The sequence below is a fragment of the Terriglobia bacterium genome (assembly GCA_020072785.1).
Taxonomy (GTDB): Bacteria; Acidobacteriota; Terriglobia; order Acidiferrales; family UBA7541; genus Acidiferrum.
In genome coordinates this window covers 403,973-418,590 of sequence record JAIQGG010000001.1, presented here as the reverse complement: position 1 = coordinate 418,590, position 14,618 = coordinate 403,973, and the positions used below count along the sequence as shown (strand labels likewise).

The following is a 14,618-nucleotide window of genomic DNA, read 5'->3' as shown; positions in this document are numbered from 1 at the left end:
GCCGGGCCGCGTAGCCGAGTTCTCCTGTGACCGCGAAGCGGCCAACGTTTTGTGTGACCGCGAAGCGGCCAACTGGCTTCGAATCGAAATGGCCGGCGCTTAACCCGACGGGCCCAGCGGGAGGAAATACTGGGTGCCCTTGACCGGGTCCTGCAGGCGGCGCAGGAGCTGCCGCAGGTCTTCGTTGCGCTCGACGAAATCGATCTCCGAGGTGTTGATGACCAGCAAGTCGGAGGCCGAGTAGCGGAAAAAGAAATGCTCGTAGGCGCGGGCGACCTCTTCGATGTACTCGTCGGCGATGCGCGTCTCTTCGCGCGCGCCTTTCTTGGCGATGCGCGCGCGCAGCACCTCCGGCTTGGCCTGCAGATAGATGAGCAGGTCCGGCGCGGGGAGATCGCGGGTGAGCGCTTCGTAATAGCGCTCGTAAAGCTTCAGCTCCTCATCGTCGAGGTTGAGGTTGGCGAAGATGCGGTCCTTCTCCATCAGGAAATCGGCGAGCAGCGGGCCGGGAGCCTGGACGGCCAGGGCATCGCGCAGGCGGCGCTGGCGCTCCATCAGGAAATACATCTGGGTGTGAAAGGCGGCGCCGGGGGTTTCGCGGTAGAAATCGGCGAGGAAGGGATTGTCCTCGCAGTCGTAGATGCGCCGCGCATGGAGGCGTTCGGCGAGGATCCGCGCCAGCGTCGATTTGCCGACGCGCAGCGGCCCTTCAATGACAATGAAGCGCGGCGCCTGCCCCGCGCCGGGCTTGGAGGACGAAGTGGAGTCGCGGGCCGGCATCGCGCGGGATTATAGCAGAGTCACTCGCCGGCGGAGCGCCGCGCTCCCCGGCAGCCGCAGCGGTTTGCCGCGGGGTCCCGCCAGAACAGGGCTTTCCCGCGGACCACGGGCACCAGGCTGATCGCGGGGACTGCGCCCCCGGCAATCTCTTAGAAGGGAGCGCCAAAGCCCCGAAAAGGAGTACTACCCGGCCAGGACCAATGGGCCAGTGACACCCTGCACCCAAGGACAGTATGCTTCCCCTGGGGCAGTCAGGATGTGGCCCAGGACTTGGCTGAGGACCCGGCATCAACTATTCGCAGAATTGAGGCCAGGACATGCTCTTTGCACTTCTTCTCTTGCTTTCGCCGCTGCCGCAGAGCGCCCCGCCCGACGCACCGGAGCAAGCGGTGGCGACGACAGTGGCTCCCGCGGCGCCCAGTGTTGCGCCGGATCACTCCGCACCCTCGGCGAATCCCCCTGAAAAACAAGAGGCGCTGCAGCCAACGGAGATTTCCTATCTCCCCGGTCAGCTCACGCCGCTCCCGCTCCTGCACACAGTGGGAGATGCACCCGCTCTGAACGGATCCGCGGCGGGAATCGAAGCGCTCCCCGGCAGCGCCATCGCGGAGCCGGCGGCCGCTGCACCCCCGCGGCGGCTGGAATCGCCAGTGCGGCACCGCGTGTGGTACTCGCTGGCGATTGCCGGGCACAGTGCGGCGGCCTTCGACGCGTGGTCGACGCGGCGCGCGCTCTCGCATAATTATGCCCAGGAGGCCAATCCGCTGCTGCGCCCGTTTGCACATTCCAATGTGCTCTACGTGGCCGTGCAGGCCAGCCCCGCGCTGATGGATTATCTCGGCCACCGCATGATGACCAGCCGGCGTCCCTGGCTGCGGCGGATGTGGTGGCTGCCGCAATCGGTGGGCACGGCGATGTCCCTGGGCAGCGGCGTGCACAACACCCTCCTCGGGCCCTAAAGCGCGGCGTCTGCAGCGGAATGAAGCGTACCCGCGGCCGGGCCCAAGTGGCGCCCGGCCATCGTTTTTTCCGCTGGGAAGCGTCCGAGTTACTCTTCGGCTTAGGCCGCGGGAAAGAGCATGGACAAGGCTCCGGGCGGTTCGCTACCGTAGATGCCGTTGGCAATTGCTGGCGTGGGGCCGCCCAGCTTGCCGCGAACGCGCTCTGCGAGGAGCAAGCGTTCCCGGCGAGGACGATTCACGCCTTCAGGTGAGGAACTCAACATGAAGAAGCGCCTCTTTGCTGCGGCTTTGTTGGCCTGCGCCACATCCTGCTTGGCGCAGGAAAACGTCGCGCACAGTTCCGCCGTGAACGATCTGGCGCGGCTCAGCGCGACGTCCCCGGAAACGGCACTACCGGCCACCGCCACGGATGCCTGGCCCGCGGCGCCGGTTGCGACTTCCTTTTCTGCGCCGCTGGCCGAGGCTTCGTCGTTCGCGGCGTTTGCCGCGCCGGCGCCGCCGCGCCGCGTGACCTACGGAAGCGACGATGATTACCGCTGGCAGCTGGGCTTCTCCTACGTCTATGTGCATTTCAGCTCCACGCCCATCAGCGGGGTGTCTCTGAACGGCATCCACACCTCCGTGACCTATGCGGTCAACCGATGGTTCGGCCTGGAAGGCGCGGTCACCGCGGCGGGGAGTGCTTCGACGATATTCGCCAATGAACACGTCAAATTTGCGCTGTATGGCGGGGGGCCGCGCTTCACTTACCGCAGCGACCACTGGCAGCCGTGGGTGCACGCGATCGTCGGCGGCTCGCATCTGCAGCCGCAGACCTCCATGGGCGGCCGCAACGCCATCGGCTTTCTGGCCGGGGGCGGCTACGACTACCGCTACAGCCCGCGCATCTCTTTCCGCTTCCAGGGCGACTGGGTGGGCACGCGCTATTTCGGCGAAACGCAGTCCAACTTCCAGATCGTCTCCGGCGTGGTCTTCCACTTCTAGCCGGAGCGGGCGCAAAAGACTCTGCCGGCCTCCCCGCTGCCCCGGAAGGAATCCCGGGCCAGCCGAGGGAGGCCGGTTTTTTTATTTGTGCGGGTGTGCCGGCTTATTCGACGACGAGGCGCAGGAACTTCTTCTTGCCGGCGCGCAGGAGGAATGCGCCGGGCTGAGCCAGATCCACTTCCTTGCGCACATCGTCCACGCGCGCGCCATTCAGTTCCACGCCGCCCTGCTTGATGAGGCGCTCGGCTTCGCTCTTGGACGCCGCCAATTCCAACTCCACCAGCAGGACGGAGAGTTTCTTCGCCGCACCGCGGGGCAGCTTGCGCTCGGGGGCCTCTTCCGGGGCCTGGCGGTCGCGGAAGACGCGCTGAAATTCCTCGGCGGCTTTGCGCGCGGCATCGGCGCCGTGGAAGCCGGTGATGACCTCCTGGGCGAGCTGCATCTTCACGTCCATGGGGTGCAGCGCGCCGGCGGCGAGCTGCTGCTGGAGCGCGGCAATCTCCCCGGGGCGGCGGTCGGTGAGCAGTTCGTAGTACGGCCACATCAGAGCGTCGGGGATGGACATCATCTTGCCGAACATTTCGCCGGGGGCTTCGGTGATGCCCACGTAGTTGCCGAGGCTCTTGGACATTTTGCGCTGGCCGTCGAGGCCGACGAGGATGGGCATGGTCAGGGCCACTTGCGATTCCTGGCCGTATTCGCGCTGGATGTCGCGGCCCATGAGGAGATTGAATTTCTGCTCGGTGGCGCCCAGCTCGACATCGGCCCGCAGGACGACGGAATCGTAGGCCTGGAAGAGCGGATAGAGCAGTTCATGGACGGCGATGGGCAGATTGCCGGCGAGGCGCGAGCGGAAATCCTCGCGCTCCAGCATGCGCGCCAGGCGGTAATGGGCGCAGAGATTGACGACTTCGTAGGAGCTGAGCTTGCCGAGCCACTCGCTGTTGTAGCGGACCTCGGTGTTTTCGCGGCCGAGGATCTTGTAGACCTGATCGAGGTAGGTCCTGGCGTTGGCGTCGACCTGCTCGCGGGTGAGCGGGGGGCGCGTCTCGGATTGCCCGGTGGGGTCGCCGACCATGGCCGTGAAATCGCCAATGAGGAAGATGGCCGTGTGGCCCATCTCCTGAAAGTGTTTGAGCTTGCGGATGACGACGGTGTGGCCGAGGTGAATATCCGGGGCGGTGGGGTCCACGCCGAGCTTGACGCGCAGGGGCTTGCCGGTCTTCGCGGACTTCTCGAGCTTGGCGCGCAGGCCATCGTCGGGAATGATCTCCGCCGCGCCCTTGCGCAGCCAGGCGAGCTGTTCGTCCACGGGTTTGAATTTCGTCTGTGTCATCTCTTCATTCTTATCCGGCGCTCGCAGATGTTTCTCTCTTATTGCGTGCGAAGCACGCGGCGGCCGGCGACCGTGTAGCGGCCCTCGAGAACGATGCGCACCGCCTGGGAGTAAATTCTATGCTCTTCGGCGAGGATGCGCGCGGAAAGCGTCTCCTCGGTGTCGTTGTCCTGCACGGGGACGACCGCCTGCAGGACGATGGGGCCGGCGTCGAGACTCTCGTCCACAAAATGCACGGTGCAGCCGGCAAATTTCACCCCGTAGTCCAGGGCCTGGCGCTGCGCTTCGAGGCCGGGAAACGCCGGCAGCAGCGAGGGATGGATATTCAGGATACGATTCGGGAAGGCCTGGATGAAATAGGGCGAAAGCAGGCGCATGAAGCCTGCCAGACAGATCAGGTCCACCTGCTTTTCGCGCAACGCCGCCACCGCCAGGCGGTCGTAGGCCTCGCGCTGCAGGCCCTTCGAGGGGATCACCTGCGCGGCGATGCCGCGGGTGCGGGCGCGGGCGATTCCCGGGGCGTCCTCGCGATTGCTGAGGACCAGGGCGATCTCCGCGTTGGGGATGCGCCCCGCCGCAGCGGCATCCGCCAACGCCTCGAAATTCGAGCCGCGGCCGCTGAGCAGGACGCCGATGCGCTTCTTCATAAGCGCAAAACGTTAGCATATCCGCGCGGCGGCGCAAAACGGGGCGTGGCGCCACGGGAGCGGCCCGCCGCGGCTCAGTGCTGCGGCGGCGCGACCATCTGCGCAAACATCACGCTGTGGCCGGCGGGATCCTGCACGCCGAACTCCTTGGCGCCGTAGAAGGTGGTGCGCAGCGGCTGCGCGATGGCCACACCCTTCATCGCGGCCAGGACGGCGTCGAGATTTTCGACCTCGACATAAAGAAAAGTGGGGCCCTTGCGGATGCCCAGGGCGGCGGCATGGAGGTCCTTCTCCGCGCTGGCGTAGCTCTGGTACATCAGCTCGACGCCGCCCTGCTGCACGATGGCGAAGCCCAGCCTGTCGCCCTCGGGCACTTCCACGGTTTTCTCGAAGCCCATGCGCTCCACCCAGAACTTCACGCAGGGCTCGATCTCCGCGGCGAACAGCACCGGCGTTATTCTTTTGACCATGGGTATATCCATCGCCTTGCCTCCTTCCGGCTGGACCTGACTTTTCCCGGAAAGCAGCGCGCCCGCCAACAGAAACCCTGTCGCCAGCAGCGCCGCCAGAAGTCTTGTTCGTGTGTGCATGGCGCTCTCCCCCCTTGTCTCGGCCACTCGCTTGGCGTAGATTGTGGACATGGCTATAGCGAAAGTAAAGCGAAGAATGCCGGGGACCCGGAAACTGGCCAGCCTCCTCTCCATCGGCCCGGCGATGCTGCGTGATTTCGAACGGCTCGGCATCCGCAGCGTGGCGCAGCTCGCGCGGCAGAATCCGCAACGCCTGTACGAAAAACTGTGCCGGGCAACGGGCCAGCGTGTGGACATCTGCTGCCTGGATGTCTTTTGCGCGGCGGTGGCGCAGGCGCGCAACCCGCGGCTTCCCGCGGAGCAGTGTTGGTGGTGGTATTGGAGCCGGAAGCGCAAAGCGCAGGCTGCTCCGCGTCCGACGAACAGCAGCCCGAAGAGCAGCGGAGAATCGGCGGACGAGAGGCGGTCGGTCCGCACGTTCTCCAAGCGACACCCGCGAAAAACCAGGGCATAGGAATTCAGACAGCAGCGAAGTACACTTTCTAGCAGCCCCCAAGCCCTCAAGGAGACGAAAATGCCTGCACGTTTTTTGCGGTACTGCTTCTTCGGATTGGCCGCCCTGGCTCTGGTCCTCAACCCGTGCTACTCCCAGGGCAACAGCCAGGGCCAGGGAAAGGGCCACCAGAAGCACAAGAAAGACCGGGATGATGAAGACGACCAGGGCGGGCGCGGAGGAAAGACGCGCGTGCGGATCGTTTTCGGCGCGCACGACCGGGAACTGATCTCCCGCTACTACACGCATCGCAACTCGAATCTCCCGCCAGGCCTGGCCAAGCGCGGCGGCAATCTTCCCCCGGGCCTCGAAAAACATCTGGAGCGCGACGGCACGCTGCCGCCGGGCCTGCAGAAGCGCGTGCAGCCCTGCCCGGAGGAACTGGAGCGGCAGTTGCCGCGGCTGCCAGCCGGCTATCGGCGCGTCGTGCTCGGGGCGCACATCATGATCGTCAACCGGAATACCAACGTGATTGTAGACATTCTGAAGGACGTGGCGCGGTAGGCGGCGGGACAGGCGTTCCCGCCCTGCTGGCAGTCTGCGGAAAAAGTAGAATCTGCCGTTCTGAGCCCATCCGATGAGGATGGGCGAAGAATCTCAGTTTCACGTATTGCAAACACTTACAGTTGAGATCCTTCGGGCCCCGATAAAAACATCGGGGCCTCAGGATGACACGTGTGGCTTGAGAGGGCCAAATTCGTCAGAGACTGGATGACACCTTTAATTCTTAATTGAGTTTTTGCACAACCTATTAAAGGTTGAGGGAGCCGGAGTAGACGACGCGAGTGCGGGTGGCGTCGGCGCGTTCGATGCGACCGATGCGGAAGAACTTTTCGCGGCGGCGTTTGAGGTCGGCCTCGGCCTGCTTGCTATGCGCCGGCGGCACGACCAGGATCATGCCCACGCCCATGTTGAAGGACTGCAGCAGTTCGTCGCGCTCGATTTTCCCAACCTTGGCGAGGTAGCGGAAGATCGCCGGGACGGGCCAGGAGCTCAGATCGATCTGCGCGCGCACGCCCGCGGGCAGGACGCGGGGGAGATTGCCTGGAATGCCGCCGCCGGTGATGTGCGCGAGAGCGGAAACCCAGCCGCGCGCGAGGATGGTGCGCAGCGCCGGGGCATAGCAGAGGTGCGGCTTGAGCAGCTCCGCGCCGATCTTGTTGCCCACTTCGGGGACGTAGGTGCCGGGCTTGAGGCCCGCCGTTTCGAAAACCAGCTTGCGCGCCAGGGAATAGCCGTTGGTGTGCAGCCCCGCCGAAGGCAGCGCGAGGAGCACGTCGCCCGGCTGCACGTGCTTTCCGTTGAGGAGCTTTTTGCGTTCCACGGCGCCGACGATGAAACCCGCGAGGTCGTACTCGCCCGGGGGGTAGAAGCCGGGCATCTCAGCGGTCTCGCCGCCGATCAGGGCGCAGCCAGCCTTGCGGCAGGCGCGGCTCATGCCGTCGACAAGCTGCTCGATCACCTGGGGATCGAGCTTGCCCATGGCCAGGTAGTCGAGAAAGAAGAGCGGCTCGGCGCCCTGCACCAGAATGTCGTTCACGCAGTGGTTGACGAGATCGCCGCCGACGGTGGAGTGCACCTTCATGGCCATGGCGACTTTGAGCTTGGTGCCCACCCCGTCGGCGCTGGAGACCAGCACCGGCTCTTTCCACTTCTTCTTGTCCAGGGCAAAGAGCGCGCCAAAACCGCCAATCCCGCCGAGCACTGCGGGGGTGAAGGTGCGGCTGGCGAGGTGGCGGATGCGCTGCTTGGCGTCGTCCGCGACCTTGATGTCCACTCCGGCGTCTGCGTATTTCATGGTGTCGGCAAGTCTCGATTCCGATCTGGAACTGGGTGCGGCTTCTTCCGACAGCGGGACGAATGTTCCGGGAGATCTCTTCCCGCAGTCAGGCGTCACGAGTCACCACGCAGGACCGGCCGCGGAAGAGCCGCCGGCCACCACCCGCGAAACACAGGCGCAGCTTCCGCCGCTTAAAACGTATGGAACAGGCGCTTCCAGCGCACCAGGCCCGGATGAATCACGGCGTTGGCGTAGGCAAAGATCCGCTCGCGAAACTGCCCCGGCTCCCAGGCCGAAGGGGGCGCATTCAGGGACATGTAAATCAGCACCGGCGCCCCGATGATCGCATGGCGCGGCACGAAGCCCCAGTAACGGCTGTCGTAGGAGTTTTGGCGGTTGTCGCCCATGACGAAGTAGTTGTCCGGCGGCACCGTGAGCGGCCCGAAATGCTCCTGGGGATCCATGGGACCGTCGAGATAGGGCTCGTTGAGCTTCTTGCCGTTGATCCACACCGCGCCGCCGTGAATCTCCAGAGTGTCGCCGGGCAGGCCGATGACGCGCTTGACGTAGTCGGGGGTGTCCGGGGCGAAAGGCGGCTTGAAGATCACGATTTCCTGGCGGTAGGGATTGCGCCACAGGGGCACGTGCCAGTGGGTGAAGGGCACGCCGGCGTCGTAGCCCAGGCGGCTCATGATCAGGTGATCGCCGACGAGCAGGGTGCGCTCCATGGAGCCCGAGGGGATGACGCGGGCCTGGCCGACCGTGCCGTTGATGAGCAGGAAGATGGCGGCAACCCACAGCCAGGCGATGACCTCGCTCTGGACGCGCTTGCTCATCGACAGCGAGGCTTCGGAATTTTTGTTTTTTGCTTCAGCTTTCACGGGGCACCGTTACGGACGTCTTTTCCTGGAGGCTTTCGCCCGCCTTACCATTGGACGAGTTTTCCCGCACTTCGAGTTGTACGAGGTCGGTGGGATAAACTCCGGTGTAACACGAGGTGCAGAACGTCGCATCAGTGTCGTGCACCGCCTGCTTCAGCGCGCCCAGCGAAATGTAGCCCAGGGAATCCGCACCCAGGTATTTGCAGATCTCCGCGGGAGTGTGCGAGGAAGCGATGAGCTCCTCGCGCGTGGGGGTGTCCACGCCGTAGTAGCAGGGGGAAATCGTGGGCGGACAGCTGATGCGCACGTGCACCTCGCGGGCGCCCGCTTCGCGCACCATGCGCACGATTTTCTTGCTGGTGGTGCCGCGCACGATGGAATCGTCCACGAGGACGACGCGCTTGCCGGCCATCAGTTCGCGCACCGGGTTCAGCTTGAGCTTCACGCCGAAGTCGCGGATGGCCTGGGAGGGCTCGATGAAAGTGCGCCCGACGTAATGGTTGCGGATCAGGCCCATGCGGAAGGGCACCTGGGACTCCATGGCGAAGCCCACCGCCGCGGGCACGCCGGAATCGGGAACCGGCACGATCACGTCCGCGGCCACGGGATGCTCGCGGGCCAGCAGGCGGCCGAGCATTTCGCGGGAATCATTCACGGAGCGGCCGAAGATCAAGCTGTCGGGGCGGGAGAAATAGACATGCTCGAAGATGCACTGCTGGCGCGGCTTTTCCGGAGCAAAGTGAATGGATTCGACGCCGGAACGCGAGATGCGCACCATCTCGCCGGGTTCGATCTCGCGCACGTATTCGGCGTTGAGCAGATCGAACGCGCAGGTTTCCGAGGCGATGAGCCAGGCTTCGCCACCGCCGGGCGCGGCCAGCCGGCCCAGCACCAAGGGGCGGAAACCACGGGGATCGCGCGCGGCGAAGAGCTCTTCCGCGGTCAGCACCACCAGGGAATAGGCGCCTTCGACCTGGTTGAGGGCGTCGCCCAGGGCGCTGGAAAGATTGCGGGAGGCGGATTTGGCCACCAGGTGCACGATCACTTCGGTGTCGCTGTTGGTCTGGAAGATGGAGCCGCGATGCTCGAGCTTGCGGCGCCAGTCGCCGGCGTTGGTCAGGTTGCCGTTGTGCGCCACGGCGATCTTGCCCTTGTTGCAGTCGATGACGAAGGGCTGGGCGTTCATCAGGGCCTTGTCGCCGGCGGTGGAATAGCGGGTGTGGCCGATGGCCGAGCTGCCGGGAAGCTTGGCGAGCACGCCGGGCTGGAAAATCTCCGCGACCTGGCCCATGGCCTTGTGCGCGTGCAGCTCGCCACCGTCGCTGGTGATGATCCCCGCGGACTCCTGGCCGCGATGCTGCAGGGCGTAGATGCCCAGGTAGGCGACCTTGGACGCTTCGGGGTGGCCGAAGACGCCGAACACGCCGCATTCGTCGTGGAAATGATCGTCGGGAATGTCGTGCCAGTTGGTCATTGCTATGTGTGACCGCAAAGCGGTCAACGAATCTTCAGAGCGCGCACCAGTGCATGGGCCCAGGCGTCGCGCAGCGTTTCCAGAGATGCGCGGACGACTTCGTCTTTCTTGAGCGCAATGCGGAAATCGCCGCCGGGGGTGACCCGGCCAATCGCGCGCGCCTCTACTTTATATTGTCTCGCACTCTCGAGAAGCGCGGCAAGAGAAGTCGCGGCCACCGAGACGACCGCGCGGGCCCCGCGTTCGCCGAAGAGGGCCGCTTCGGCGGGCTCGCCGGCGGGCAGCTGCACGTCCGCGGAAAGGCCGTCCGCGGCGAAGCAGGATTCGGCGAGGGTCACGGCGATGCCGCCGTCGCTGATGTCATGCGCGGAGCGCAGCGCGCCGGCCGCGGCCAGCGCCACCAGGCACTCCTGCAAGCGCTTCTCCGCGGCGAGGTCAATGGCCGGCGGTTCGCCGGAGACGATTCCGGCAATCGTCTTCGCATACTCGCTGGAGGAAAATTCGCGCTGCGCAGCGTCGGCGGACAGGGCGAGCCGCTCCCCTGCGCCGTCGAGCAAGACGATGACGTCGCCCGCGTCGCGGAAGGCGATCTTCAGGACGTGCGCGGCGTCATCGAGGACGCCGAGGACGCCGATGGTGGGCGTGGGGTCGATGGATTTGCCGAGGGTCTCGTTGTAGAAGCTGACGTTGCCGCCGGTGATGGGGGTACCAAGAGCGGTGCAGGCTGCGCCGAGACCGTCGATGGTTTCGCTGAACTGCCACATCACTTCGGGCTTTTCCGGGCTGCCGAAATTCAAGCAATTGGTGGCGGCGATAGGCCGCGCGCCGCTGGCGGCGACGTTGCGGGCGGCTTCGGCCACGGCGTGCATGGCGCCGAGGCGCGGATGGAGCTGGCACCAGCGGCCGTTGCCGTCGGTGGAGAGAGCCAGGGCGCGCCGGGTGCCCTTCACGCGGACCACCGCGGCATCGCTGGCGCCGGGGCCGGCGAGGGTGTTGGTGCGCACGGAGGTGTCGTACTGCTCGGTGATCCAGCGCTTGGAGGCAATGGCCGGCGAGGCCAGGAGCTGCGCAAAATAGGGCGTGAGATCCGCGCCTTCGGAAGCAAAGCGGAACCAGTCTGCCGGGGTTTCCTGACGCGCAGCGGGCGCGGCGAGCGGGCGCTGGTAGACGGGGCCCTCTTCGGCGAGGGGGTGCGCGGGGATTTCCACCACCAGTTTGCCGTGGTCCCGGACGCGGAGCAGGCCGCCTGCGGTGACTTCGCCGACCACCACCGCGTCCAGGCCCCACTTGGCAAAAACGCCGAGGACTTCGTCCTCGCGGCCCTTTTCGGCGACGAGGAGCATGCGCTCCTGCGATTCGCTGAGCATGATTTCGTAGGGGGTCATGCGTGTTTCGCGCTGCGGGACGCGCGCCAGGTCGATCTCGATGCCGGTTTCGCCGCGCGAGGCCATCTCGCAGGTCGAGCAGGTCAGCCCGGCGGCGCCCATATCCTGAATGGCGACGATGGCGCCGGTGTGCATGGCTTCGAGGCAGGCTTCGAGGAGCAGCTTTTCCACGAAGGGGTCGCCGACCTGCACGTTGGGGCGCTTCTGCTGCGATTCTTCGGTGAATTCGGCAGAGGCCAGCAGGGATGCGCCGTGAATGCCGTCGCGGCCGGTCTTGGCGCCGACGTAGATGACGGGATTGCCGGTGCCGCGGGCCTTGGCGAGGAAAATTTCATCTTTTTTGGCGATGCCCAGAGCCAGGGCGTTGACCAGCGGGTTCGCCGTGTAGCAGGGCTCGAAGCCCACTTCGCCGCCGACGGTGGGGACGCCGAAGCAATTACCGTAGTGGCCGATGCCGCGGATCACGCCGTCGAGGATGCGGCGGTTGCGCGCGGCGTCCTCTTCGCTGATGCCGTGGCCGGCGGTGAGCGGGCCGAAGCGCAGGGAATCCAGGACGGCGATGGGGCGCGCGCCCATGGTGAAGATGTCGCGCAGGATGCCGCCCACGCCGGTGGCCGCGCCCTGGAAGGGCTCGACGAAGCTGGGATGGTTGTGCGATTCGATCTTGAAGGCGGCGACCAGGCCGTCGCCGATGTCCACCACGCCGGCGTTTTCGCCGGGGCCCTGGACCACCAGCTTGCCGCGCGTGGGCAGGCGCTTGAGGTGCACCTTGCTCGATTTGTAGGAGCAGTGCTCGCTCCACATCACGCTGAAAATGCCCAGCTCGGTGATATTCGGGTCGCGCCCGAGGATCTGCTGCACGCGGGCGTACTCCTGCGGCGTCAGGCCGTGCTCGGCCGCGATTTCCGGTGTGACCTTAATCTCTGTGCTCGCCGTCGCCATTGCGCCTCAACGCCTGCCAAGACTAGAAACCGCAGGGGCACGATACATCGTGCTCCTGCAAAACTCGAAAATTACCGGGTCATGAAACACGGGCCACGTTCCCTTACGCTTTGGCCGTGCCGACCAGCGCTTCGGCCAGGGAGCGGAAGACCACCAGGCCGTCCGCGGAATCGAGCGCCGATTCAACGGCGCGCTCGGGGTGCGGCATCAGGCCCACGACGTTGCGTTCGCGGTTGCAGATGCCGGCGATGTTGTTCAGCGAGCCGTTGGGATTGCCGGCAGCATCGTTTTTTCCGTCCGGCGTCGTGTAGCGGAAGATCACCTGGCGGTTGGTTTCGAGTTCGGCGAGCGTGGCGGCGTCGCAGGTGTAGTTGCCGTCGGAATGGGCGATGGGAATTTTCAGGATCTGGCGCTTCTGCGCGGCGCAGGTGAAGGGGGTGTCGGTCTGCTCCACGCGGACGTGCACGGGGCGGCAGATGAAGCGCAGGCCGGCGTTGCGCAGCATGGCGCCGGGCAGGAGGCCCGCTTCGCACAGGATCTGGAAGCCGTTGCAGATGCCCAGGACCAGGCCGCCGCTTTTGGCGAATTTTTCGACCGACTTCATCACCGGGGAGAAGCGGGCGATGGCGCCGGTGCGCAGGTAGTCGCCGTAGGAGAAGCCACCGGGGAGAATGACGGCGTCGCAATGGGCCAGATTTTCGGATTGGTGCCAGATGAATTCGACAGGCTGCTGCAGGACGTTGCTGATGGCGTAAAACGCGTCGTGGTCGCAATTGGACCCGGGAAAGACGACGACTCCAAATTTCATGCGCTGGTGGCTCCCTGAAGCGTTCTGGGAAGCTCTATCTTAACACACGACGCTCCCGGGCACGTGTTCGACTCATTTCCTGCGGGGCCTGGCCTTCTTGCGGGGGCGGACGGGTTTGCGCGGGGGCTTCTTGATGGGTTTCTCCGCGGCGGCGAGTTCGCGGCGCTTCTGGGCGGCCCAGCCGGGCTTGTTGACCTGGCGGCCGCGGGCGATGCCCAGGGCTTCGGCCGGGACGTTTTCGGTGATGGTGGAGCCGGCGGCCACATAGGCGGCGTCGCCCACGCGCACCGGGGCCACCAGCGCGGTGTTGCTGCCGATGAAGACGCGGCTGCCGATGGTCGTGGGGTGCTTGTGGAAACCGTCGTAGTTGCAGGTGATGGTGCCGGCGCCGATGTTGGTCCTCGCGCCGATGTGCGCGTCGCCCAGGTAGGTCAGGTGCATGGCCTTGGCGCCTTCGCCGACCACAGTCTTCTTCAGCTCCACGAAGTTGCCAATGCGCACGCCGGGCTTGAGGTGCGTATCGCCGCGCAGCCGCGCGAACGGCCCGATCACCGCGCCGGTGTCCAGGCGGCTCTCGGAGACCATGCAGTGGGCTTCGACGGTCACGTTTTCGCCGAGCGCGGCGTCGTGCAGCACGCTGCCGGTGCGGATGGTGCAGCGCGCGCCGATCCGGGTCTGGCCCAGGAGTTGCACGCAGGGCTCGATGACCGTATCCTCGCCGGCGGTCACGTCGGGATCGATGAGCACGGTCTCCGGCAACTGGATGGTGACGCCGGCGTCCATCAGGGCGGCGCGCTTGCGGGCGCGGAAGATGCGATCGACTTCGGCGAGGTCTGCGCGGGTATTGCAGCCGAGGACTTCCTGGGCGTCGGCGGCCACCTGCGCGAGGACTGTTTCGCCCTTGGCGCTGAGAAGCGCGATGGCGTCGGTCAGGTACAGCTCGTGGTGCTTGTTGTCCGGCTTGACCTGGGCCAGCGCCGGCCACAGCTTCTCCAGGGTGAAGCAGTAGATGCTGGAATTGATTTCGTTGATCGCGCGCTGCTCTTCCGTGAGCTTGGATTCCTCGACGATGGCGGCCACCGTTGTCCCCGAGCGGCGGACGATGCGCCCGTAGCCGGAGGGATCCTCGAGCACGGCGGTGAGGACGGTGGCGGCGGCATGGCCGGCGCGGTGCGCGGCGATCATGGCGCGCAGCGTCTCAGTGCGCACCAACGGGGCATCCCCCGGCAGCACCAGAGCGATTTTGGCGTGGCCCAGCGCGCGGCGCACGACCTGCATGGCGTGGCCCGTGCCGCGCTGCGGCTGCTGCAACGCCGTCTCCACCCGCAGCGGGGCGACCGCCGCAGTGACCTCCCCGGCCTGGTGGCCCACCACGGCGCAGATTTTCTTTGCGCCGAGCGGCTGGCAGGCGCGCACCACGTGCTCCACGAGCGGGCGCCCGCCCGCGCGGTGCAGCACTTTCGCCAGGCTGGATTTCAGCCGCGTGCCTTTGCCCGCAGCGAGAATGACGACGACCAGATCGGAAGCGGCCATGGTTGTCCTTTGTCCCTGCGACC

At 65.8% G+C, this 14,618-nt stretch carries 14 protein-coding genes; 4 read left to right on the top strand and 10 right to left on the bottom strand.

Annotated features, from left to right (window positions below; translation table 11 throughout):
* Positions 1 to 99: 99 nt before the first annotated feature.
* The gene (locus LAN61_01830; protein ID MBZ5539237.1) at positions 100 to 780 is read right to left on the bottom strand and encodes a deoxynucleoside kinase; all 681 of its coding nucleotides are present in this window, start codon (positions 778 to 780) and stop codon (positions 100 to 102) included.
* 317 nt (positions 781 to 1,097) lie between these two features.
* Here LAN61_01830 and LAN61_01825 point away from each other — a divergent pair, with 317 nt between their 5' ends.
* Together LAN61_01825 and LAN61_01820 are read left to right on the top strand one after the other, a co-directional pair.
* Positions 1,098 to 1,739: a hypothetical protein gene (locus tag LAN61_01825; protein ID MBZ5539236.1), complete on the top strand. Its 642-nt coding sequence runs from the start codon at positions 1,098 to 1,100 to the stop codon at positions 1,737 to 1,739.
* A 264-nt stretch (positions 1,740 to 2,003) separates the two neighbouring features.
* The gene (locus tag LAN61_01820; protein ID MBZ5539235.1) at positions 2,004 to 2,726 is read left to right on the top strand and encodes a hypothetical protein; all 723 of its coding nucleotides are present in this window, start codon (positions 2,004 to 2,006) and stop codon (positions 2,724 to 2,726) included.
* A gap of 103 nt (positions 2,727 to 2,829) precedes the next feature.
* Here LAN61_01820 and tyrS read toward each other — a convergent pair whose 3' ends face one another.
* From tyrS to LAN61_01805, 3 genes are all read right to left on the bottom strand, one after another.
* Complete coding sequence (gene tyrS, locus LAN61_01815) at positions 2,830 to 4,062, bottom strand: tyrosine--tRNA ligase (GenBank protein ID MBZ5539234.1); 1,233 nt, start codon at positions 4,060 to 4,062, stop codon at positions 2,830 to 2,832.
* 38 nt (positions 4,063 to 4,100) lie between these two features.
* Positions 4,101 to 4,709 carry a phosphoribosylglycinamide formyltransferase gene (gene purN / locus LAN61_01810; protein MBZ5539233.1) on the bottom strand — a complete coding sequence of 203 codons (609 nt, stop codon included), beginning with the start codon at positions 4,707 to 4,709 and terminating at the stop codon, positions 4,101 to 4,103.
* Positions 4,710 to 4,783: 74 nt separating this feature from the next.
* Positions 4,784 to 5,299 carry a hypothetical protein gene (locus tag LAN61_01805; protein MBZ5539232.1) on the bottom strand — a complete coding sequence of 172 codons (516 nt, stop codon included), beginning with the start codon at positions 5,297 to 5,299 and terminating at the stop codon, positions 4,784 to 4,786.
* Between the two features lie 76 nt (positions 5,300 to 5,375).
* Between LAN61_01805 and LAN61_01800 the strand changes: the two genes are divergently transcribed.
* The gene (locus LAN61_01800) at positions 5,376 to 5,753 is read left to right on the top strand and encodes a helix-hairpin-helix domain-containing protein (protein ID MBZ5539231.1); all 378 of its coding nucleotides are present in this window, start codon (positions 5,376 to 5,378) and stop codon (positions 5,751 to 5,753) included.
* 60 nt (positions 5,754 to 5,813) lie between these two features.
* Positions 5,814 to 6,296, top strand: a complete 483-nt coding sequence (locus tag LAN61_01795) for a hypothetical protein (GenBank protein MBZ5539230.1) — start codon at positions 5,814 to 5,816, stop codon at positions 6,294 to 6,296.
* Positions 6,297 to 6,543: 247 nt separating this feature from the next.
* Here LAN61_01795 and purM read toward each other — a convergent pair whose 3' ends face one another.
* The 6 genes from purM to glmU all read right to left on the bottom strand — a co-directional run bounded on the left by purM (position 6,544) and on the right by glmU (position 14,595).
* The gene (gene purM / locus LAN61_01790; protein MBZ5539229.1) at positions 6,544 to 7,590 is read right to left on the bottom strand and encodes a phosphoribosylformylglycinamidine cyclo-ligase; all 1,047 of its coding nucleotides are present in this window, start codon (positions 7,588 to 7,590) and stop codon (positions 6,544 to 6,546) included.
* A gap of 173 nt (positions 7,591 to 7,763) precedes the next feature.
* Positions 7,764 to 8,408: a signal peptidase I gene (lepB, locus tag LAN61_01785; protein MBZ5539228.1), complete on the bottom strand. Its 645-nt coding sequence runs from the start codon at positions 8,406 to 8,408 to the stop codon at positions 7,764 to 7,766.
* Between the two features lie 34 nt (positions 8,409 to 8,442).
* Positions 8,443 to 9,927, bottom strand: a complete 1,485-nt coding sequence (gene purF, locus LAN61_01780; GenBank protein MBZ5539227.1) for an amidophosphoribosyltransferase — start codon at positions 9,925 to 9,927, stop codon at positions 8,443 to 8,445.
* A 23-nt stretch (positions 9,928 to 9,950) separates the two neighbouring features.
* Positions 9,951 to 12,254, bottom strand: coding sequence for a phosphoribosylformylglycinamidine synthase subunit PurL (gene purL, locus LAN61_01775; GenBank protein ID MBZ5539226.1), 2,304 nt, complete (start codon positions 12,252 to 12,254; stop codon positions 9,951 to 9,953).
* Between the two features lie 103 nt (positions 12,255 to 12,357).
* A complete protein-coding gene (gene purQ / locus LAN61_01770; GenBank protein ID MBZ5539225.1) occupies positions 12,358 to 13,062 on the bottom strand; it encodes a phosphoribosylformylglycinamidine synthase subunit PurQ in 705 nt (234 codons plus the stop codon).
* A 72-nt stretch (positions 13,063 to 13,134) separates the two neighbouring features.
* Positions 13,135 to 14,595 (bottom strand): bifunctional UDP-N-acetylglucosamine diphosphorylase/glucosamine-1-phosphate N-acetyltransferase GlmU, encoded by a 1,461-nt coding sequence (gene glmU, locus LAN61_01765; protein MBZ5539224.1) that lies wholly within the window; start codon positions 14,593 to 14,595, stop codon positions 13,135 to 13,137.
* Positions 14,596 to 14,618 lie beyond the last annotated feature (23 nt).